Raw genomic sequence first — 21253 nt, forward strand, 5'->3', positions numbered from 1 at the left:
TTTGACCTGTTTATATACACAGTTATACTTATTCACATCTAACCGTTTTAGTTTTGAATAATGCAGCTGTATATTGCCGAAAAACCATCGCTGGCACGTGCTATTGCCAGCGTTTTACCTAAACCACAAAAGAATCAACAAGGTTATATTGAACTCGCCAATGGTGATTGTATAACTTGGTGTATCGGCCATTTACTCGAAAACGCACAGCCCGAAGATTATGATGCACGCTATAAATCTTGGCGCATGCAAGACTTACCTATTTGCCCAGACAAATGGCAATTAAAAAGTAAAAAACAAACCAGTAAACAACTGACCGCGGTAAAAAAACTAATCAAACAAGCAGCACATATTATTCATGCGGGCGACCCAGATCGTGAAGGTCAATTACTGGTTGACGAAGTTATCCACCACTGCCAATACAATGCCAACAAAGGTGTTTCTCGTTTATTAATTAGCGACTTAAACCCGAGTGCGGTTAAACAAGCTTTAAATAAACTACAGAACAATCAAAATTTTAAAAACTTATCCACCTCAGCATTAGCGCGTAGCCGCGCTGATTGGTTGTACGGAATTAATTTAAGCCGAGCATTTACGATAAAAGCTAAACAAGCTGCTTATTCGGGCGTAGTGTCAATCGGCCGTGTGCAAACTCCGCTATTAGGGTTAATCGCGCGGCGTGATGAAGAAATAGATGCTTTTGTGCCACATCCGTTTTACCAAGTAAAAGCACATTTATTAAGCCCAACTCAGCAGCCTTTTATTGCCTGGTGGCAACCGAGTGAAGCTTGTGTCCCACATCAAGACAGTGGAGGTCGAGTAATAAATAAAAAGCTCGCTGAGCATGTAGTTGGCCGCATTCAGCAACAAAACGCGACAGTGACTAAAACCACGGCACAAAACAAAAAACAAAATGCACCACTGACGTATAATTTATCCGCACTGCAAATAGACGCGGCCAAAGCGCTGTCGTTAACTGCGCAACAAACTTTGGATATTTGCCAAAGTTTGTATGAAAAACACAAGCTGATCACCTACCCAAGATCAGACTGTCGATATTTACCTAAAGAACACTTTAGCCAAGCCGCCTCAGTTACTCAGGCTATTGCTAACAATTTGCCGGATATGCAAAACGCGGTAAACAATGCCAACCTTAAACAAAAAAGTGCTTGTTGGAATGATAAAAAAGTCACAGCGCATCACGCGATTATTCCCACAAGCAAAAAAACTTCAGCACAGTTAACAGCACAAGAAAAAGCGGTCTATCAATTAATTAGCCGCCAATATTTAATGCAGTTTTATCCAGCCTACGAATACAAACAACAAAAAATAGAACTGGATATTGCAGGTGGCGTTTTTATTGCAAAAGCCAATACGCCAACTCAACTAGGCTGGAAAGCGCTATTGCCAGAAAAAAAGCAGCCACAAAAAAAACAGTCAAATAAATCAAGCTCGAATAACAGTAATGCAGAAGCAGAAGAACAAACTTTGCCCGAGCTTAAACAAGGCGAAATCTGTTTTTGCCAACAAGGTGAATTGGTTGAAAAAATGACCTCTCCACCAGAGCATTTTACTGACGCAACCTTGTTAGCCGCGATGACTGGCATTAGCCGTTTTGTTAAAGATGCTGAAATTAAAAAGATCCTCAAAGAAACTGATGGTTTAGGCACAGAAGCGACTCGTGCAAGCATGATAGAAGTGCTACAAAAACGCGGATTTATTCAGCGCCAAGGCAAACAAATTCGCGCTAGCCAAACAGGGCGAGATTTAATCAAACAACTACCCGAACAACTAACCCTGCCAGATATGACAGCTCAATGGGAAGCAACCCTTGAGCAAATTTACCAAGGCGAAAACAGTTATCAAAACTTTATCAGCCCATTACAACAACAGTTAGTTTCTTTAGTTGGACAATGCCAAAATTTAGCTGAATTTAAGTTAACTCAAAGCGAGCAGAAAAAGCGTTTTTACAATAAAGGGAGCAAAGCTAAAAGCACTAGATCCGCTAGTGGCCGCAGCGCTCGTTCAACTGCAAAATCAAACAGCAATAATAAAGTTAAGCTGCCGAAAAAAGCCAAGAGTCAGCAGAAGTTGTATGGGTGATAACAAGCTATACTGAAATTAACAAATATATCTTAAGGACAATCACACATGCTCTACCCTATGTTTTTTATGGTAATACTCACTTTTATAATCGGCGTAATTACTCTTGCAGTACGTGTGAATAGTGTGCGCAGTGGGCAGGTAAAAATAAAATACTACAGAGCCATGCAAGGGCAAGAAGTACCAGATATTGTTAATCGCACATCCAGATGTTTTAGCAATATGTTTGAAATACCCGTGCTGTTTTATGTTGCTGCGAGTCTTTTCCTCAGCCTGAATATCCACAGCCAAACAGCGATTATTTGTGCTTGGCTATTTGTTGTTTTTCGGTGCCTACAAGCGCTAGTGCATTTAACCTATAACAATGTATTGCATCGTATGTTGATGTTTTGGGGCTGTGTAATTGCTATGTTGGTTATGTGGGTAACTTTATTAGTTAAAGCTGGCTAACAACCAGCTTTAACTAACGTATAGTTCAATTAAGTACAATTACTTAGCTTTAACCGCCTGCCATTCAACTTTATACAAATCAGTACGGCGATCTTTTAAATTGGTCACAGCACCTTCGGCATGTAACACTTTTAACGCGGCTAAATCTAAATCAGCGAACATCAACATTTCAGTATTTGGTGTAGTTTCAGACAATACTGCATCGTGTGGGAAGGAGAAGTCACTCGGGGTAAATACCGCAGATTGTGCATATTGCACATCCAAACTATCCACCGACGGTAAATTGCCGACACTACCAGCAATAGCAACATAACATTCGTTTTCAATTGCACGCGCTTGTGCACAATGGCGTACACGTAAATAGGCGTTTTTGGTATCAACCCAAAATGGTACAAACAAAATATCCATACCTTGTTCAGCTAATAGCCTAGGCAATTCTGGAAATTCAACATCGTAACAAATTAAAATGCCGACGCGGCCAGCGTCAGTATCAAATACTTTTAGCTCATTACCACCTTCAATTACCCAGTCCCATTTTTCATGTGGGGTTATGTGTAATTTGCGCTGCTCTTCGACTGTGCCATCGCGGTGACACATATAACTGACGTTAAACAAACGGTTGTTTTCAACCAGCGGCATAGAGCCTGTAATGATATTAATGTTGTACGATACCGCCATGCGCGACATCTGAGTTTTAAATTCTTCAGTAAAACCGGCTAAAAAACGAATGGCATCGGTACGGCTTTTTTTCGGCGACAATCCCATTAATGGCGCATTGAAAAACTCAGGGAAAAGCGCAAAATCACTTTCGTATTCAGACAAAGCATCAACAAAATATTCTACTTGCTGCATTAACTCTTCAACACTGCCTACTTCACGCATTTGCCATTGCACAACGCCAATACGTGCTTGTGTTTTGGTGGTATCCACCACCAAAGCTTCAGGCTCGTATAAAATGTTGCTCCACTCTAATAAAGTTGCATAACCAGCGGATTTTTCATCTTCAGGTAAATACTGTTTTAATAAACGTTTTACTTGAAAGTCGTTCGACAATTGAAAGGTTAATATAGGGTCGTAAATTTCTTTGCGGCTAACGCGTTTTATATATTGAGTCGGCGTTAGGTCATCACTGTATTTGTGATAAGCGGTAATACGACCACCGGCCAAAATCGCTTTAAAATTGTATTGGCGACACAACTCTTTGCGCGCGTCATACAAACGACGACCTAAACGATAACCTCGATAATCAGGGTGGATCAGCATATCTAAACCATAAATAGCATCACCATCTGGGTTATTTAAAATCTGACTTTGTGGGCCAATTAAATCATCGTATTTGTGTGGGTTAGAAAAACGGTCGTAAGCAACTTGCACAGACAGGGCTATGCCAATTAGCTTATCATCATCCATTAAGCCAATTTGCCCTTCGGGGAAATCTTCAATTAGCTGTTTAATGGTTTCTTTTGGCCAAGCGCCACCAATATCCGCATACACCAAGTCCATCAGATTCTTAACTTGTGGATAATCGGCAACTTGTAAATTAGCTAAGCTTAAATGTAGATCTTTAGTGCTCATAAACCACACTCCTAGTTAAATTGATTCACCCAAGCTCAGGTTAGTTGACCTGCTTACGACGTTTATGAATGTCGCTGCGTAAACTAATGCCCGGCACTTGCAGATAATGCGTGGCTGTTTGTAAGTACTTGCCTACTTTCCCCAATTGTTTTTGATATGGGTTAAACAGTAACTCGTCTAAGTTAATACTAATACCAACAAAGGTTTCAGTGCTACGAAAATCAGTATATGGGCGATCATCTTTGCTAAAACCTCGGCTGAAATAACCTAACTGCAACTCGAAATATTTCAGTGGGGTATTTTTCAGCGCATCAATACCATTTAGTTTAGCAACAGCCATATATTTCATCCCAGAATAATCAGTAACCGGATGAAAACCTTTCATACCTTTAGAAGGTGTATATTCAATGCGTAAGTCGAGCGTATCACCCCAAGTGTCTGGGTAAACGGTTTTTAAATAAGATACGCCTGCGCCTAAACTATTGGCAATTAAATCTTCATAACTAAAACCATGGTCAGCTGAGTAACCATCAAATACTTCAACATACAGCATTAAAGCCCATGCAGCGGAAGCACTATATAAGGCGGAAGATTCTGCGCTATAACCTTTGTCCATCATGTTATGTGCTAAATATTCTGTCATTACGTAACTAGAATATAAATGGCCAAGTTTGTCGGCGCCACCGCTGCCGGTGTCCATGCCAAACCAACCTTCGTCGTTAAATTTAAAGCTGGAGCTGCCCCATTGCCACTCTTTTAACCCTAGGTAAGTTATGCCACTAAATACCAAACCAAGTTCGAACCAATTTTCTTCGGCGGCATGCCAAAAACTTTGATAATCAGGCGCTATGCTTGCTGGTAATTTTTCAGAAGAATTTAATGCGGCTTGCTGTGCGGCGTTTGCTGAAAAGCTTGAAACAACTAACAATAAAATTGATAAATAACGAGTGTAACTGAACAATAGGTATCCCACCCTAATAAATTGCCCCTGTGTGGGCTGCTTAAATAAGCGCGCAATTTTCTATGAGTGGGATAATAAAATCAATAAATTGTACTTTTAATAACAATTAACAGCACAATTTACGGCACATTGTGTCCGTTTGATGCAACCCAAACTCTAAACCATTGTTCATTGGTTAATTTTATTGCTGATGACTCGACTGCAGTTTGAATACGTTTGATATTACCAGAGCCGATAATAGGCAGTGGATTACATGGCATTTTCAGCACCCAAGCATAGATAACTTGGTCGATACCCGCGCCAACTTCTTCAGCAATTTGTGTAAGGGTGGCTCGTACTCGATTCGCTTGTGCGCTGTCTTCACCAAAAATGCGTCCACCAGCTAAACAAGACCAAATCATAGGAGCAACCTTGTGCATTTGTAAGTGCTCAAAAGTACCATCTGCACTGCATTGCATATTCATTGGGTTAAACTCAACTTGATTGGTTACTAGCTTATTGCTTAAGCGCGATTGCAACAAATCAAACTGCATGGGTGTAAAGTTAGACACACCAAAATGGCGCACTTTGCCAGCTTGTTGCAATTGATTAAACGCCTCGGCAACTTCGTCCGCATTCATAAGTGGATCTGGACGATGCAACAGCAGCACATCAATATAGTCTGTGTTTAAGTTAGTGAGCGAAGCATCAACCGAAGCTAAGATATGTGCAGCCGAAGTGTCGTAATGGCCAATTTGACGCTGTGGGCTTTTATCTGACACCAATTTAATATCACACTTTGTCACCAACTCAATTTGCTGACGCAACTCTGGTGCCAATTTCAAAGCCTGGCCAAACGCAGCTTCGCATTCGTAATCACCATAAATATCAGCGTGATCTATCGTAGTCACACCCAGCTCTATATGCTGTTTAGCAAAGTTGACCAATTGTACTGGGGTTAAGTCCCAATCGAGCAATCGCCAGTAGCCTTGAATAAACTGCGAAAAAGTAAAATTGTCGGCAAGCTGAATACGGCGCATATAAAACCTCTAAAAGTGAAAATCGAACCGGCAAATATGCTAATGGCGGAATGAGCAATCAACAACTATAGTTCGAAGTGTTTTCGAACTATAGTTCGCAAGTTAAAAAATAGCCAGTCGTTGAGCAGCTAGAGCATGATAAAATCTAGCTGCACACAACAAACACAGAGGTAATAGATATGAGCTTTGCAGCTAGGTTAAAAGACCTAATTGGCGAAGAAAGCGTCAGCGGTTTTGCCCGCCGCGTTGGTTTAAATGAAGCACTGATCCGCAAATATTTAAACGGCAGTGAACCAAGTTTAGCCAAAGCTAACCAAATAGCCGAGCGCGCCAATTGTTCACTAGAATATTTAGCTACGGGTTGTGGATATTTATATCGCCACGCTGAAGTGGTAGATTCAGAAGCAGCAAAACTGGCGTTTAAAATTGTTTATCAAAAAAATTTAGATGATCCACAGTTGCAACAATTGACCAAAATGGTTTCGGCATACCAATATTTACGCACACACAAAAAACACGATGGATATTTAGACCAAGCCGCCGCGGAGCGCTTTTTGCAGCTAGCCGCGAGCAAAGAACAGAATTAATCACAAACATTAATTAACGGATAAAACCATGCCAAACATCAATACTTGTGAACAACAGCTAACCGAAAGCATAAAACAACGCCAAAACGATTGGCGCTGCGGTGCGATTGTTTATCAGGTATTGGTTGATAGATTTGCCCCTGCCGCTAATTTAGCTAACAAACAGGATTTATACCCAGCGCCAAAAAAGCTTAAAAGTTGGCAAGACACACCCAAACACGGCCACTACCTTGAAGATCAAGGTTTGTGGAGCCATGAAATTGAATTTTGGGGTGGCGATTTAGCCAGTTTACAAAGCAAGCTGGATTATATTGCCGAGCTAGGCGCAGACATTCTGTATTTAAACCCTATTCATTTGGCTTACACCAATCACAAATACGACAGTTTAGATTTCCAGCAAGTTTCGCCTGAATTTGGCGACCGCCAAGATGTTAAAAACCTCACCCAAGCAACTCATGCCAAAGGTATGAAAATTGTGTTAGACGGGGTGTTTAATCATATGGGACAAAATGCACCGATTTTTCAACAAGCAGCTGCGGATAAAACTAGCCCGTATCGAACTTGGTTTGATTTTAATCCAGACTATCCAGCAGGGCATAGGTCATGGAGTAATGCGGTGAACTTGCCCGAGCTTAATTTAGAAAACCAAGCTGTACGTGAGCATATTTGGTTGAGCAAAGATTCAGTAGTGCAATCTTACCTAGCCGAAGGCATAGACGGTTGGCGTTTAGATGTTGCCCACGATATTGGTTTTGACTATTTAGCTGAGTTAAAAGCATCGGCTCAAACGGTTAAACAAGACGCGCTTATTGTTGGCGAAATTTGGTGTTATCCACAGCAATGGTTTCCAAGTGTGGATGGCGTGATGAACTTTACCGCACGAGAAATTTTTTGGCATGTATGTGAAGGCACAATAGCACCAGATGCAGCCAATAATATGTTAGCAAAAATGGTCGAGGATGCAGGTGTCGATAATTTATTAAAATCTTGGTTGGTATTAGATAACCACGATACTGCCCGTTTGCCTAACCTGTTACCAGACTCAGCCAAACAGCAACTTGCACAAGTTTTACACTTTACCTTTCCCGGTTCACCAACGGTTTATTATGGCTCTGAGTTGGGCATGACAGGTGGAGACGATCCGGAAATGCGCGCGCCAATGCGCTGGGATTTACTCACAGACGACAATCCAACCTACCAATGGCACAAACAACTTATTCAATTGCGCAAAGAGAATATTGCATTAAAAGTGGGTGAATTCCGGCCAATTATCAGTAAAAATTTAGTCGCGTTCGAGCGTTTTACCGACAAAGTTGCCGACAGTGTTTTTGTAGTCGTTAATCCAAATGATCAGCCAATAACTGAGTATTTAATGTTAACCAATTCAAAGCTAATGAATATGGGTGGTATGTTTGATTTACTCGGCAACATTAGCGAAGCCATTTATATAAAAGCGGGCGTAATTAAAGTTTCACTACCCGCCAATAGTGCTGCGCTTTTAAAGGCCGATACCAGTGCAACACATGGATATACCACTTATAAACGGGTTCGTTAAGCGCTGCTTGATTAGTGCAACAGAGCCCATTTGCAGCATAATTTTCTAAAAACGCTTTCCACCGTCCCTGGTCGCTCACACAAGGCTTCCTGCCTTGTGAAGTTTTAGAAAATTAGCATGCAAATAGACTCATAGCCAACATCACAACCGCGTAAAAGCAGGGTGCTAACTAACAGAGCTACTAGCTTGATATTGACTTAGCATATTTACCCAACACTCGATAAAATTCTTCTAAATTTATCGGTTTAGCTATGCATTCTGTCATGCCTGCTGCAAGGTAATCGCCAACTTCGTGAGTCATGACGTTGGCGGTGAGGGCAATAATAGGTAATCTCGGGGCAAATTCACGGATAGCTTTAGTTGCACTAACACCATCTAAATTGGGCATTTGAATATCCATCAATACCAAATCTGGTAGATTATTCTGGCACTCGCGTACAGCATCTAAACCATCTTCAACAAAAGTAATTTCCGCGTGAGTGTCATGCAACATAGCTTTCACCACTTCTTGATTAATCTCGTTGTCTTCCGCCACCAACACTCTATACCCAGCTAAATTAGGTCGAGTATTCGTCTCTGTATCTTGTGTTTTTTTGGTTTGTTCTGTTTTCAATGTTATTGGAATAAAAAATTCAAAAGTAGAACCGCGTCCAATACTGCTGGTAAAAGTTAAACCTCCACCCATCATTTGCGCCAAGCGCTTCGATATAGCTAAACCTAAACCTGTGCCGCCAAATTTTCTGCTGGTTGACTTATCGGCTTGTTCAAATGCAGTAAACAACTTGTCTTGCACAGCTTTGTCTATACCAACGCCTGTGTCGTAAACCTGCATATGTAATTGGTAAGATTTATCTTTTTGTTCGATTAAATCAGAAAAAACAATCACCATACCCTGCTGGGTAAATTTAATCGCATTGGCACACAAGTTATTAATAATTTGGATAATTCGTAAAGGATCACCTATTAAAGTTCTATCTTTCAGCTGACATTTTTTCACGTCAAAAGTAAGTCCTTTTTCTTTAGCAATATAACTATGAGTAGCTTCTATCTGCTTATAAATATCCGTCAGGGTAAACTCGATATGTTCAATTTCTAGTTTGCCTGCTTCAATTTTAGAAAAATCTAACACATCATTGATAATGGCCAGTAAAGAACGTGCCGACATAGACACTTTGCTTAAATAATCTTGTTGCTGCTGGTTCAATTCGGTTTGTAAACACAGCTGTGTCATGCCAATTACGCCATTTAGTGGTGTGCGAATTTCATGTGACATATTGGCTAAAAACTGTGATTTGGCGAAATTGGCAGCTTCAGCTTTGGTTTTGGCTTGTTGCAGCTCTTGGTCCGCCAGTTTTTGTACTGTGATATCTTCGTAAGTTCCGAGCACACCAACCACTTCGCCTTTACTATCATGCAAAGCTATTTTACTGGTTCGCACCCAAGCGACTGAACCATCTTGGCGGGTTTGCCGTTCAATAAAATTAATCTTAGAGGAACCATTTTGGATAACGACGGCATCATCTGCACGATATGCGTCTGCTTGATCACGCCACACTTGTTGATAATCATTTTGACCAATAAGGTCGCTTGGTGACTCTAAATTGGCATCAGACGCAAAAGCTTTGTTGCATCCCAAATATTTGAGTTGTTTATCTTTCCAAAACACTCGCACCGGAATATGGTCGAGCACTAATTGCAAAAAATCAGCGGCATAGTTTAGCTCTTCATTAGACTTTAATAATTGCTGATTTTGCGTTTCTATTGTTGCATCCGCTGAGCGCAACGCCGAGCCAAAGTGACTAATTTGCAGGCCATTGAGCAAAATAATTGCAGCACCAAAACAGCACAACATAAATGCTTCAAGCACCCAAGCAATATACATAACCTGCACTTGTGAATAATCTAAATCTAACCGCGTCCAACCGAGCTGCAAAAAAACTGCAGATATAAAATATCCGAAAGTAAACAAGGCTAAAAAAATATAGGCACGTTTGTATCCCCAAAAAATCGAGACCAAATACAAACAAAATAGAGAAGTTACGCCTGCAGAGCCCATCACACCAAAACGAATTAGGCCGGTAAAAGCAATTAGGAACATTAACCAAATTAAACTATGCGCTTTAATGGAATAAGCTAGATTATCCCGCAGCCAATAAACAACCCAAAAAGCTCCAACAAAAATCAATTGGATAATATTCACTAAATCGATTTCTATAAAACGTAAGCGAATAACAGCCAATAAAGCAGCAGGGATAGAAAATATCACCATTATGCTCATAGCTTTGTGGATAATTAAATCTCTGAAGACTGTTTTTGCAGATGGCTTCATAGCGCAATTTATCTACCTATTGATGTTTTAATCTTTTATGCCTTGATTAAAAACACCACATCTTTGTCTATTATTTCAAACGTCCAATTAAATTTAGACGCTAAATAAGCAAAGGTAAATTCTGAATAGAAACAAACATGGGTTAAATCGTTTTTATAATGCCAATTGGCAAATGCCTGCGCACGCAATACCCTCTTGGTCATAACAGCTAGCACACCCTTTTGGTCGAGCAGCCTATCCAACAACAGCCAAACATTATGAGCATCGGCGATATGCTCAATCACTTCAGTTGCGCTAATAAATTGATACTTTTGCTGTAAAACCTCAGTTTGTGGGAAATAATATAAGTCGTAGTTGCGCATGTTAAAACCGTCAGCTTGAGCCATTTTGCTTAACACAGCACCTTCGCCGCAACCAAAGTCTAACCCTTGAATAGCTTCAGTGAATTGGCGTTTTAACCTTGTTTTTAAAGGCGTCCAAGTTCTTGATAAAAACCTTTGATACCCTTGGTCGGCATACGAGTTATCGTGTTTATCGTATTCAGCTTTTTCAGCTTGTGCGGATAAGTGGAATTGTTGTGGCACAAAGACTAATTTGCAGTGACTACACTGCAAATAACTACGGAGTTTATCTTGATGGTAAAAATGCGTATCTAGCGAACAACACAAGGGGCAAGAGCAATTTTCAATTTCAGTCGACATAATAAAACCAGCATCACAAATTACCCTGTTTTTACTATAAAACCATAACAATTGATAGCTTGCGAGATAACCACTAAATATCTATGCTTAGCCGTATTGATATATTCAACATAAAACAACCATGAACTACTGGCTATTTAAAACAGAACCCGATGTATTCGGCATAGACCATTTAGAGTCGCGGCCAAGTCAAACCGAAATGTGGGACGGTGTGCGTAACTATCAAGCGCGCAACTTTTTGCGCGACCAAGTAAAAACCGGTGATTTGCTGTTTATTTACCATTCGAGCTGTAAAAATATCGGTATAGCAGGGCTTGCAGAAGTTGTTCAAGAAGCTTATCCAGATCCAACCCAGTTCAACCCTGAATCAAAATACTACGACCCTAAATCAACCACAGAAAACCCAAGATGGATTGCGGTGGATATCAAATTCAAGCAAAAATTCAACGAGGTTTTATCGCTGAAAGAGATTAAAAAAATGCCTCAAATTACTCAGCTAGGTTTAGTAAAAAAAGGTCATAGGCTTTCGATAATGCCCGTAATAGCAGAAGAATGGCAATTACTGCTCTCTAAGGTAAAAAATTAATTAGCAGGACTCGGCAACTGCTTGTCTATTTTAATAAAATTGAACTATATTCAATAAACTAAAGCCGACTGGTCAAACGTGGTTTTCTTGATTTTCAGAAAAATAGAATTAGCTTATATCACCCTTTTCAGCCTAACTGTGGCCATATTATTGTGGCACGGGTTAGCTATGGATAACGTTTGGCAGGTTAAACCAACAGATAAGACCAAACCAGAACTGATTACCGACAATGCTCAAGGTGGTCAATCTAAAGCTAAATATTATCCACAATCTCAATACTTTGATTTTGAATGTGAAATTAAAACAGGCTTAATTGCTCATGCCTATTGTGGGGTATTTATCCCAGTTTATGATTGGACCAACAGCGTGTATGTTCATACAGATGAATATCAATATTTGGAACTGGATATAGAACATAACAGCACATCCATGGACAATATCGCGATATTTTTAATCAACCAACATGATGCGACCAATGAACAAGGCGAAAAAGAGACGCGTAATTTGCAATTTGTTCATTATCATTATCCTCAACCTGGCAGGCAAAGCGTCCGTATACCACTAAGTAAATTTGATATGCCAGCTTGGAGTGCGTTTTATCACCATAAAGCTGGGGTAGACGTATCCAAAGCGTTAGAAAAAATTAACTTTATTCAAGTATTAACTGGCGATGCAGGCGATGATCGCAAGGTAAAAATAAAACTTCATTCAATTAAATTTACCGGCAAATGGATAGCAACCAATAAGCTCTACCTTTCAATTATTATTGTTTGGGGTGTAATTGTATTTTTACATTTGATCGGCATTACCTTTAACTCGCTCGAAAAGTTGCGTTTGCAAAATAAGAAAAATGCCAGCTTAAACAAACTCAATCGCCAATTGTTGGCGCAAGCAAGTCACTTTGAAAACTTAGCTTTATACGACGAGCTAACCGGCTTGCTTAACCGCAAAGGTTTATCCAGCGTGTATGAACGCGCCATTAGGGCTTATTTAGATGGCTCGCAAGCTTATGCTATGATCCTAATTGACATAGACCACTTCAAAAAAATTAATGACAATTACGGCCATGATGTCGGTGATGAAGCGTTAAAAAATGTCGCACGTACCATTCAACAACAGCTTAGAGCCGAAGACACTATCGCACGCTGGGGCGGTGAAGAAATGATTGTGATAACGCCAGTGTTTAACTTGCAAGCAGCTTGTGCTCTAGCTGAGCGGATACGCGAGCAAATTGAAAAAACCCGCATTATTAACAACCATGTGATCACTGCTAGTTTTGGTGTGGCTATGTTAGATAGTGATGATATAGATGTTTGGTTTAAACAAGCCGATTTTGCGCTGTATCAAGCTAAACACAATGGGCGTAATAGAGTTGAAACGGGTGAAACAAAACCAATACACAATCAACAAGTTGTAGGTCTAAGGCTGTGATATTTAACATCAGCTAAAATCAGCGGATGATTCGTTGTGTATTTTGTTTTTATTACTATAATTTGAAGCACTAACTGAATTAACCAAGTTAATCCTTGCGCACTTTAACCATTAAATTTATTTGTTGTATGGCTTTAGCTAGCCTGCTGTTGAGCAGCTTGTTGCAACCTTTTGTTGCCAGCGTTCACAGCCAACAAGCACAACAATATGCTAATGATGACACTGTACTAATTTGTACCGGTGCACAATTTCAATGGATTTCCTTATCCGCCACTCAATCTGCAGGGCAACTTGTATTTGTAGAACCACCACAAGATGCACCAACTGAATTAAAACAAATAGATTGTAGTTGGGGTTTATTAGCCGAGCCTGCGTATCATGCTGATATTTCAGTAACTGCCAAAGTGAGTTTTACCCAGTATCAAGCTTTGCAAACTCGCTTATATCAACAAGCTTATCGCACTTTTAACTACCGCCCTAACCTATCACGCGCACCACCCGCTTTCGTTTAATTTTTAACTTTTTGCCGCCTAACTTTAGGCAGTGTTTATCTTTATTCGAAAATTAAACGGACAATTTTATGCAAACTCGTTTCTATCTAGCACCGATTGCTGCGGTGTTATGTGGTCAATTTGGCGCACATGCCAATACAACAACACAACAAAATTTAGCTGAACAAAACCAAGACACCATAGTGGTAACAGGTACGCGCGAAGCACAAAGCAAACAAGATGTTGCTGAATCAATTAGTTTATTGTCGCAGCAAGCGTTAGAAAACATTGGCGCATCACACCCAGCTGAAGCGCTTAATCGCCTTGCAGGTGTACATATCAATAATTTGGGTGGTGAAGGCCACATGTCGTCGATTCGCCAACCCATCACCACATCAGCAGTCTATCTATTTTTAGAAGACGGTTTACCCATTCGCCCAACTGGCTTTTTTAACCACAATGCTTTGTACGAAATTAATATGCCACAAGCAGGCCGTTTAGAAGTGGTTAAAGGCCCAGGTTCAGCTTTATACGGTAGTGATGCAATAGGCGGGGTGATTAACGTTTTAACCGCAGCTGCACCACAACAAACCTTGTTAAAAACCAATCTTGAATTAGGTAAAAATGACTGGCAGCGTTTGTTGGTTAGTTTCGGTGATAAGATAAATAAACAACATGCAGGCAAGCTTGATATCAACTTAACTGACAACCAAGGTTTTCGAGATGCCGCTGACTATTCACGTTACTCTGTTACGGCGCGTGTTGATAGTAATTTGTCTGATAACCTCAGCGTCAAAACCTTATTAACCGCATCCGACATCCAACAAAGTGGGACCTCAGATTTAAGCGAAAGCCTGTACAAAGCGCGTTCAACTTTTAACGCTTACCATGGTGACATTGGTTATCGTGAGGTATCCGCATTGCGTTTTTCTTCCGATATATCTTGGTATGTTAATGAACAAACACTGGTGAGTGCAGTGCCTTATTATCGCAACAACTCAATGCAAATGATGCCAAGTTGGATGATTACTTATGATCCGAATATACGTGATTACCAGTTTGAATCTTACGGGTTAATGCTCAAATATCGTCAGCACGTCAATCAAGGCACAGTGATCGTTGGTTTAGATACAGACGTTACCCCGTCTGACTATGTTGAAGAGCAAATCAGCTTAACTAAACAAGATGATATTTATACTGATTACAGCCGCACAGGCCAATTTAATTACGACTTTAGCGCGACGCAAACATCAATATCACCTTATTTACATACAGAGTGGGATTTAACCGACAATTGGCGCTTAACCGCTGGTGTGCGTTATGACTCGTTTGAAGTTGACTATACCGACAATTTAACAGCCCAGGCAGAAGACACTAGCCATCTACGACCACAATCACAAACCAAAAGTTATCAACACACTAGCCCTAAATTTAGTTTGTTGTATCGCTTAGCCGCGGATCACACTGCCTACTTTAACTACCGCAACGCTTTTGTTGCACCTTCAATTGGTAGTTTATTCAGGCCGGGCAGTTCACAAGGCAGTGAAAACTTACAACCAACCGAAGCAGACAGTTTTGAACTTGGTTTACGTGGCCAGTTAGCAAAAGATTGGTTATACGAATTAGCCGTGTACGACTTGCAAAAATCAAACGATATTGTCAGCGTGATCAGCGGCAGTGATCGCATAGTGACCAATGCTGGCGAAAGCCGTCATTTAGGTTTTGAAGCAGCCATTCAAGGTAAATTAACTGATGAGTGGTCTTTGTCGACATCCATCGCCATCACTAATCAGTATTACCAAGACTTTGCTTATTTATTCCAATGTTTTAGCCCAGCTTGTGGTGGATTCAAAAAAGAAAACCGCAACTATGCAGGTTTTAAGGTGGGCAAAGCACCAGCAGAAATGGCCAATTTAACGGTTAAATACCAGCCGACTTGGCTACAAGGCTTTAGCAGCGAGCTGGAAGTTGAACACTTGGGTGAATATTTTACCGACGAAACCAATACCCAAACCTATGATGGCCATACGTTAGTGAACTGGCGCAATCACTATCAAATCAATGCAAACTGGCAAGTGTATTTGCGCATTATCAACTTAACCGACAAGTTATATAGCGTGTACACCAGCAACCAAGTGGGCAATCCAAACTTAGGCTACCGCCCAGGTACGCCGCGCAGCATTTATGTGGGGGCAACATGGCAATTTTAAAACGCAGCACAAATCACTTTGCCAACTGGGCGCACAAGTTTTTCTTGTGGCCTGCTTTGTTTGCCTGTTTTGTTTGGTTAATTAGTGGCTTTACCCACCCGTTAATGACTTGGGTGGGCCCACAACCAGTAAACTTTCGCGCACCTGTTGTTAAGCAAATAGATTACGATGTGCAAACCACCAGCAATTTGTTAACCCAAACAAGCCAGCAATCAGCCAGTTTAGTAAAAGTAGTTGCCAGCGAAAACGGCGCTTTGTTGCAAGCCACCTATGAGCAAAATCAACCACGCCAGTATTTTGATTTAACCACAGGTGCGCGAATAGCAGAGCAAGATAAACAACAAGCCATTTGGTTAGCCGGTTATTATTCAGGTTTACCCGCTGAACAAATTGAGCAAGTTGAATTTATTAATGAGTTTAGCGCTGAATACCCTTGGGTTAATCGCTTATTGCCTGTATATCGTATTCGTTATAACGATGACGCTGGCCATATTGCCTTTATTTACACAGAAACCAATACATTAGCGTCACTGACGAACGATACCCGCATCATGTTGCAAAGTATTTTTCGCGCTTTACATACTTGGAATTGGTTAGAATTTACTGGGCCATTTAGAGTGCTGATTATTGGCTATCTAATGTTGGCGTTATTGGCTATGAGTGTGTCTGGGTTAATATATTTAATTAATCGCTCATGGCGCAGAATGCCAGCGCACAACAAGCTACATAGAGCAAGCGCTTACTTAGTTGTTATCCCATTATTTATGTGGAGTTTTAGTGGCTTTTATCATTTATTAACCGCTGAATATGCACCAGCCAGAGCTGGATTAAAACTCAGCACAGACCTGCCGCAAACACCCGTGTCTGAACAAGCAATAAATTTAGTATTGGCACAAATTCAACAAAGCAGTCAGGTAAATTCGCTCAATTTAATTGCCGCACCCAGCAATGAACAAAGCAGCAAAACCACGCCAGTTTTACGCTTGTCTTATCAAGCTGAAGGCGCACAACAAAACAAAGCGTTAACTAAAGAAGATAAATATAAAGGCATTAGCCAAGAAACTAAGGTCGTTTATTTTGATGGAAAAACCGGCCAAGCCTTAACCGACTTTAACGATAAAGAATACGCCATGTGGTTAGCCGAACAATACAGCGAATCCGCCACAGCGACTGATGCCCAAGTAGTACGTTTTTTTGGTATGGGTTATGACTTTAGAAATAAACGCCTGCCCGTTTGGCGCGTTAGTTTAAATGACGCGGATAAAACTCAATTGTTTATTGATAGCCAGTCGGGTGTATTAGCCGATGCCAGTACTGCAAGTTCACGCTTAGAGTCGCTATCTTTTTCTATGCTGCATAAATGGAACTTTTTAGTCCCCTTAACTGGCCGGGAAGTGCGCGATTATTTTATTGTTGCCTTTATCTTTTTCTCAGTTGTATTAACTTATTTTGGCTTGAAGTTACAGCTTGAGCGAATGGGATTGTTAAAGCGAAAACAGCGATAAATTGATTAAAGTGTTTTAAACTAAGTCTATCTAAAGTGCGTTATTGAGGCGCGGTTAAACTATGTTGGATTTACTATTTCTCTTTGTTGGTATTGCTATGCTCACCCTAGGTGGTGAGGCCTTGATTAAAGGCTCTTTGGCGACAGCAAACCGACTCAAAGTTTCTCCGTTACTCAGCGGGCTGGTTATCGTTGGTTTTGGCACCTCTTCGCCCGAATTAGTGGTGTCAGTAAATGCAGCCCTCGAAGGCCAACCTGATATTGCAATTGGTAATGTTGTCGGCAGCAATATTGGTAACATCCTATTAATTCTTGGGTTATGTGCAGTTATCACCCCCTTGGTAGTAAAACCATTAGCGCTGAGACGCGATGCCGTAACTATGGTAGCGGCCAGCGCCTTATTCCCAATTTTAGTCGGCGGCAGTGCATTAGGGCATGGTGATGGCGTGTTATTCTTAACTTTGCTCATTGCCTATCTCGTTTGGGCATATTGGAGTGAAAAATACCAGGCAGCCCCTTCTGCAGAACTGCATCAAGCTGAAGCAGAAGAAGTATCAATAGGTAACAAATCAACCCTGTGGACAGTGACAGCTGTGAGCTTAGGTTTAGTATTGTTGATTGCAGGTTCACAAGTACTCTTGATTGGCGCAACAGGTATTGCAAGCTACTTTGAAGTGCCAGAGTCGGTTATCGGCTTAACCCTTGTTGCCGTTGGCACATCGCTTCCGGAGCTTTCAATATCTGTTATAGCGGCGATTCGCAAACATGCTGATGTGGCAGTTGGCAACATACTCGGCAGCAATATTTTTAATTTACTCGGTATTCTTGGGTTATCGGCTTTGCTGCAACCACTACCTGTTCATCAAAGAATATTGCAGTTTGACCAATGGGTGATGCTTGGTACATCTATACTGCTACTGTTTTTATTGCTCAGTGGACACCGTTTAAACCGAGCTGAAGGTGCTATGCTGCTAATTGGTTATTGTGTGTATATTTGGTTGAGCTTTAGCATATTCGGTGGCTAATTAAGAACTGTATACAGGCGGGCTAGCTCAAGTTTTGCTCTAGCCCCATAATCACTCGAAACTCTGCTGCCGTTACTGCCGCAGTTCTTGCATATCCGCAATCAATTCCTCTAATTTTTTGAACTGGCGACCATAAATAATATTAAGATCTAACCTATATAAAGCATCTGAAAATCGAGTGACAATCAGGATTATCCCCACAATAATTAGCAGCAGATAATAAGGTACACCCCAGAGCAATAATTCAGTTGGCCATATATTCACGATCAAACCAATTATTTTTCCACCGGCATCGCTTACCAAAGCTTGTGCCGCCATGCCAATAAAGAGTAATGGATAGAAAAATTTGTAATAGCGCGCATACACAGCAATGGAGTGTTGCAGCCAAGCATTAAAACTCATGATGTAGTCATAACTGCTCTGCCCTTTAGATAATTGATGTGAATTTCGCAGCTCTTTTTTAGCAATAATCACCAGTGGCACAAGCAAAAGGCAAATATACAAACCCAAAAAAGGCGCACCGATCAGACTAAACATAAGCAGTGCCACTAAGCTGCCGCCTATAATGGCTTTAATGTTTAACGCAAACATCTGCTGTAATTTATCGACTATATTTTGCGATTTTCGGTTATACAAGTCGTTAATTTTTGGCGCAGTTAGTTGCGTTTCGTTTACAAAACCTTCTTTCCACATTTGTTCAATTGATTTACTCATTATCCCACCCTCTAGTTAATCTAGTTGATTAATAAATTTGGTTAATCTGCTTTTAATTCGCGTAATGCGCACACCTATATTGTTGCTATTGCTCCCAATAATGTCGGCAATTTCTTCATAGGTTTTCTCTTCCAAATACAGCAAAATTACCGCTCTATCTGTTTCGGAAAGATGTTTAATCGCGTTGTACAACAAGTTAATTTCGTCATTGGCAAAGGCTTTGCTGTCGTCGATAACCTCATCAGGCAAAGAGTCAGAAACAATATGTTTATCGCCGTTTTTGCTTTGTTTGAGATAAGTTAAACAGACATTAAGCGAAATGCGGTAAATCCAAGTAGGCCACTGACATTGCTGATTAAAATTGTCTTTGCTGCGCCAAATTTGCAGGCAAACTTCTTGGTAATAATCTTCAAAATCTGCTTGGCTATTGGTATAAGCCCGACAGATTTTGATGATGATGCCCGCATGCGGCAAAATGTATTGCAGATAAAAGTCACTACCCATAAAAAAGTAATATCCTAAATTATGTTATGACTGGTTAGTGGTTGGACGGTTAAGTTTATTACAGGCTAGTTCAAATTATTTATCACTAACATTCTAATAATCTGATTCATGGGCTGTTACATTAGGAAATGTCAGTTCTCCGGACGGAATAAGGGTAGGACCGCCAAAACAAATCGGTAATGGCTCACCATCGGATACGTCAAACTGGCTTAAACTCAGCACAGCATCATTCTTCATTAATACAAATAAAGTACTGGTAATATCCACTTCGTAAGAAGAAGGGCCACTGCAACCTCCAATTACAGAAATAGCAACTGAACTGAAATTAATATCTGACCCGTTTGAATTAAAATAGTCGACATTTTTTAACTCAGTTAAACTTGTTTCCAATGCAAAACTATAGGTTAGTTTATCATCTTCAATAGACAGAGCTTGCTCGCCAGCAAAGTCTGCATAAGTTAAGTTTTCGGTGGTGATTCTATTGTTGTCACCAAACCCTTCTTCTTCATCTAGAATAGATGACTCCATCGCAAAGTTTAAGTTAGACCAATAATCACTTGAAAAGTTAGTGTGCGGGATCTCAATAGAGGTAGATTGCAAACTATTATTCTGCTTAAAGTCAGCCAACCATTGGGTTAAATTGTTTCTGACCGAAGCAAATTTATATGGGCTGGTTTGCACCACCAATATTTTCCACTCGGAGTTAGTTGGCAACAGGTTAACTATTTTTACACCATCTTGTTCAAATAACTGCATATCGCCGCCAATCTCAAGGGTTGCGATTCTCCAATAATCATTGGCGCTATTTTTAAAAATGCGATCTGTTAACGGTGTTACTGAAAAAGTATCGGTTAGCGACAGAGATAACTCAAAGCTATCCAACCAGTACAAGCGTGTAGCAATAGTGGTGATTAAATTAGGCTGATAAAAGTGGAACAATTCAGCTAATTTTGCATTTTTTAGCTTAAGTGCATTTTCGGGATCCGTATAAAAATCAATTACTTCACTATCACCCAAATAATTGTAAACATCCTGCTGAAAGCTGAACTTGTAAGGGTAATTAGCTTGCAGAGCCAACCAATGTAATTGATTGCTCGTTAAGTATGCTGATTGTTCAAACTGCTCAAAATAACCCGTTAGGTAGGGCGCATAATCTGCTAGCTCAACGTCAGCTAATAAAGGTAGTTGCCAATACACATCTTTAGGCTGAGCAGCGACTGATAAAAAGTGTAATTGTTTTAAGCGACTCCAAGCGGCGTAGTGAACGTTTGTTTCAGAGCTAATGCTGTTGCTAAAACTTTGTAAGAGTGCGCTGTTAACGGCCTGATTAAACTGGATTAGTTGCTCTGCATTAACACGAACAGCAGGTTGAACATCAGTTTGCGCTAAGGTGATATTTTGTTCTTCAATCGGCTGGCTGTCGCTTCCTTTACAGCCCAACTGAGCTACAAATAGAATAGCAATGAAGAAATAGCGAAAAAACATAAGTCCATTTCCATAGGAACTTT

18 protein-coding genes are annotated in these 21253 nt (G+C 40.5%); 10 read left to right on the top strand and 8 right to left on the bottom strand.

Annotation, left to right across the window (positions count from 1 at the left end; genetic code table 11):
* The first annotated feature begins 60 nt into the window (after positions 1 to 60).
* Both WSC_RS0104020 and WSC_RS0104025 read left to right on the top strand, forming a co-directional pair.
* A complete protein-coding gene (locus WSC_RS0104020) occupies positions 61 to 2103 on the top strand; it encodes a DNA topoisomerase III (RefSeq protein WP_016954622.1) in 2043 nt (680 codons plus the stop codon).
* Positions 2104 to 2151: 48 nt separating this feature from the next.
* Positions 2152 to 2553, top strand: a complete 402-nt coding sequence (locus WSC_RS0104025) for an MAPEG family protein (RefSeq protein WP_016954623.1) — start codon at positions 2152 to 2154, stop codon at positions 2551 to 2553.
* Positions 2554 to 2592: 39 nt separating this feature from the next.
* Here WSC_RS0104025 and WSC_RS0104030 read toward each other — a convergent pair whose 3' ends face one another.
* From WSC_RS0104030 to WSC_RS0104040, 3 genes are all read right to left on the bottom strand, one after another.
* A complete protein-coding gene (locus WSC_RS0104030; protein WP_016954624.1) occupies positions 2593 to 4128 on the bottom strand; it encodes a carbon-nitrogen hydrolase family protein in 1536 nt (511 codons plus the stop codon).
* Between the two features lie 40 nt (positions 4129 to 4168).
* A complete protein-coding gene (locus WSC_RS0104035; RefSeq protein ID WP_016954625.1) occupies positions 4169 to 5089 on the bottom strand; it encodes a DUF2279 domain-containing protein in 921 nt (306 codons plus the stop codon).
* 119 nt (positions 5090 to 5208) lie between these two features.
* Positions 5209 to 6108 (bottom strand): aldo/keto reductase, encoded by a 900-nt coding sequence (locus tag WSC_RS0104040; RefSeq protein ID WP_016954626.1) that lies wholly within the window; start codon positions 6106 to 6108, stop codon positions 5209 to 5211.
* A gap of 179 nt (positions 6109 to 6287) precedes the next feature.
* Between WSC_RS0104040 and WSC_RS0104045 the strand changes: the two genes are divergently transcribed.
* Together WSC_RS0104045 and WSC_RS0104050 are read left to right on the top strand one after the other, a co-directional pair.
* Complete coding sequence (locus WSC_RS0104045) at positions 6288 to 6695, top strand: helix-turn-helix domain-containing protein (RefSeq protein WP_016954627.1); 408 nt, start codon at positions 6288 to 6290, stop codon at positions 6693 to 6695.
* Positions 6696 to 6723: 28 nt separating this feature from the next.
* Positions 6724 to 8250: a glycoside hydrolase family 13 protein gene (locus WSC_RS0104050; RefSeq protein ID WP_016954628.1), complete on the top strand. Its 1527-nt coding sequence runs from the start codon at positions 6724 to 6726 to the stop codon at positions 8248 to 8250.
* Between the two features lie 181 nt (positions 8251 to 8431).
* Here WSC_RS0104050 and WSC_RS23930 read toward each other — a convergent pair whose 3' ends face one another.
* On the bottom strand, positions 8432 to 10579 hold the full coding sequence (locus WSC_RS23930; RefSeq protein ID WP_016954629.1) for an ATP-binding protein: 2148 nt from the start codon (positions 10577 to 10579) through the stop codon (positions 8432 to 8434).
* 35 nt (positions 10580 to 10614) lie between these two features.
* Positions 10615 to 11280: a class I SAM-dependent methyltransferase gene (locus WSC_RS0104060; RefSeq protein ID WP_040393923.1), complete on the bottom strand. Its 666-nt coding sequence runs from the start codon at positions 11278 to 11280 to the stop codon at positions 10615 to 10617.
* A gap of 121 nt (positions 11281 to 11401) precedes the next feature.
* Between WSC_RS0104060 and WSC_RS0104065 the strand changes: the two genes are divergently transcribed.
* The 6 genes from WSC_RS0104065 (at position 11402) to WSC_RS0104090 (ending at position 18527) form a co-directional block, all read left to right on the top strand.
* Positions 11402 to 11866, top strand: coding sequence for an EVE domain-containing protein (locus WSC_RS0104065; protein WP_016954631.1), 465 nt, complete (start codon positions 11402 to 11404; stop codon positions 11864 to 11866).
* 168 nt (positions 11867 to 12034) lie between these two features.
* Positions 12035 to 13297, top strand: a complete 1263-nt coding sequence (locus WSC_RS23935) for a GGDEF domain-containing protein (RefSeq protein WP_016954632.1) — start codon at positions 12035 to 12037, stop codon at positions 13295 to 13297.
* Between the two features lie 95 nt (positions 13298 to 13392).
* On the top strand, positions 13393 to 13809 hold the full coding sequence (locus WSC_RS21830) for a hypothetical protein (RefSeq protein ID WP_016954633.1): 417 nt from the start codon (positions 13393 to 13395) through the stop codon (positions 13807 to 13809).
* A 68-nt stretch (positions 13810 to 13877) separates the two neighbouring features.
* Entirely contained in the window at positions 13878 to 15998 is a 2121-nt protein-coding gene (locus WSC_RS0104080; RefSeq protein WP_016954634.1) for a TonB-dependent receptor, read from the top strand.
* On the top strand, positions 15986 to 17503 hold the full coding sequence (locus WSC_RS0104085) for a PepSY domain-containing protein (protein ID WP_016954635.1): 1518 nt from the start codon (positions 15986 to 15988) through the stop codon (positions 17501 to 17503). Before WSC_RS0104080 ends, WSC_RS0104085 begins: the two co-directional genes overlap by 13 nt.
* A gap of 61 nt (positions 17504 to 17564) precedes the next feature.
* A complete protein-coding gene (locus WSC_RS0104090; RefSeq protein WP_016954636.1) occupies positions 17565 to 18527 on the top strand; it encodes a calcium/sodium antiporter in 963 nt (320 codons plus the stop codon).
* Between the two features lie 72 nt (positions 18528 to 18599).
* On the opposite strand, the gene WSC_RS0104095 is transcribed toward WSC_RS0104090, so the two are convergent.
* From WSC_RS0104095 to WSC_RS0104105, 3 genes are all read right to left on the bottom strand, one after another.
* A complete protein-coding gene (locus tag WSC_RS0104095) occupies positions 18600 to 19241 on the bottom strand; it encodes a hypothetical protein (RefSeq protein ID WP_016954637.1) in 642 nt (213 codons plus the stop codon).
* Positions 19242 to 19256: 15 nt separating this feature from the next.
* Complete coding sequence (locus WSC_RS0104100) at positions 19257 to 19745, bottom strand: RNA polymerase sigma factor (protein WP_016954638.1); 489 nt, start codon at positions 19743 to 19745, stop codon at positions 19257 to 19259.
* A 93-nt stretch (positions 19746 to 19838) separates the two neighbouring features.
* A complete protein-coding gene (locus WSC_RS0104105) occupies positions 19839 to 21230 on the bottom strand; it encodes a serpin family protein (protein WP_016954639.1) in 1392 nt (463 codons plus the stop codon).
* Positions 21231 to 21253: the final 23 nt, after the last annotated feature.

The sequence above is a fragment of the Catenovulum agarivorans YM01 genome (assembly GCF_000281085.1).
Classification (GTDB): Bacteria; Pseudomonadota; Gammaproteobacteria; order Enterobacterales; family Alteromonadaceae; genus Catenovulum; species Catenovulum agarivorans.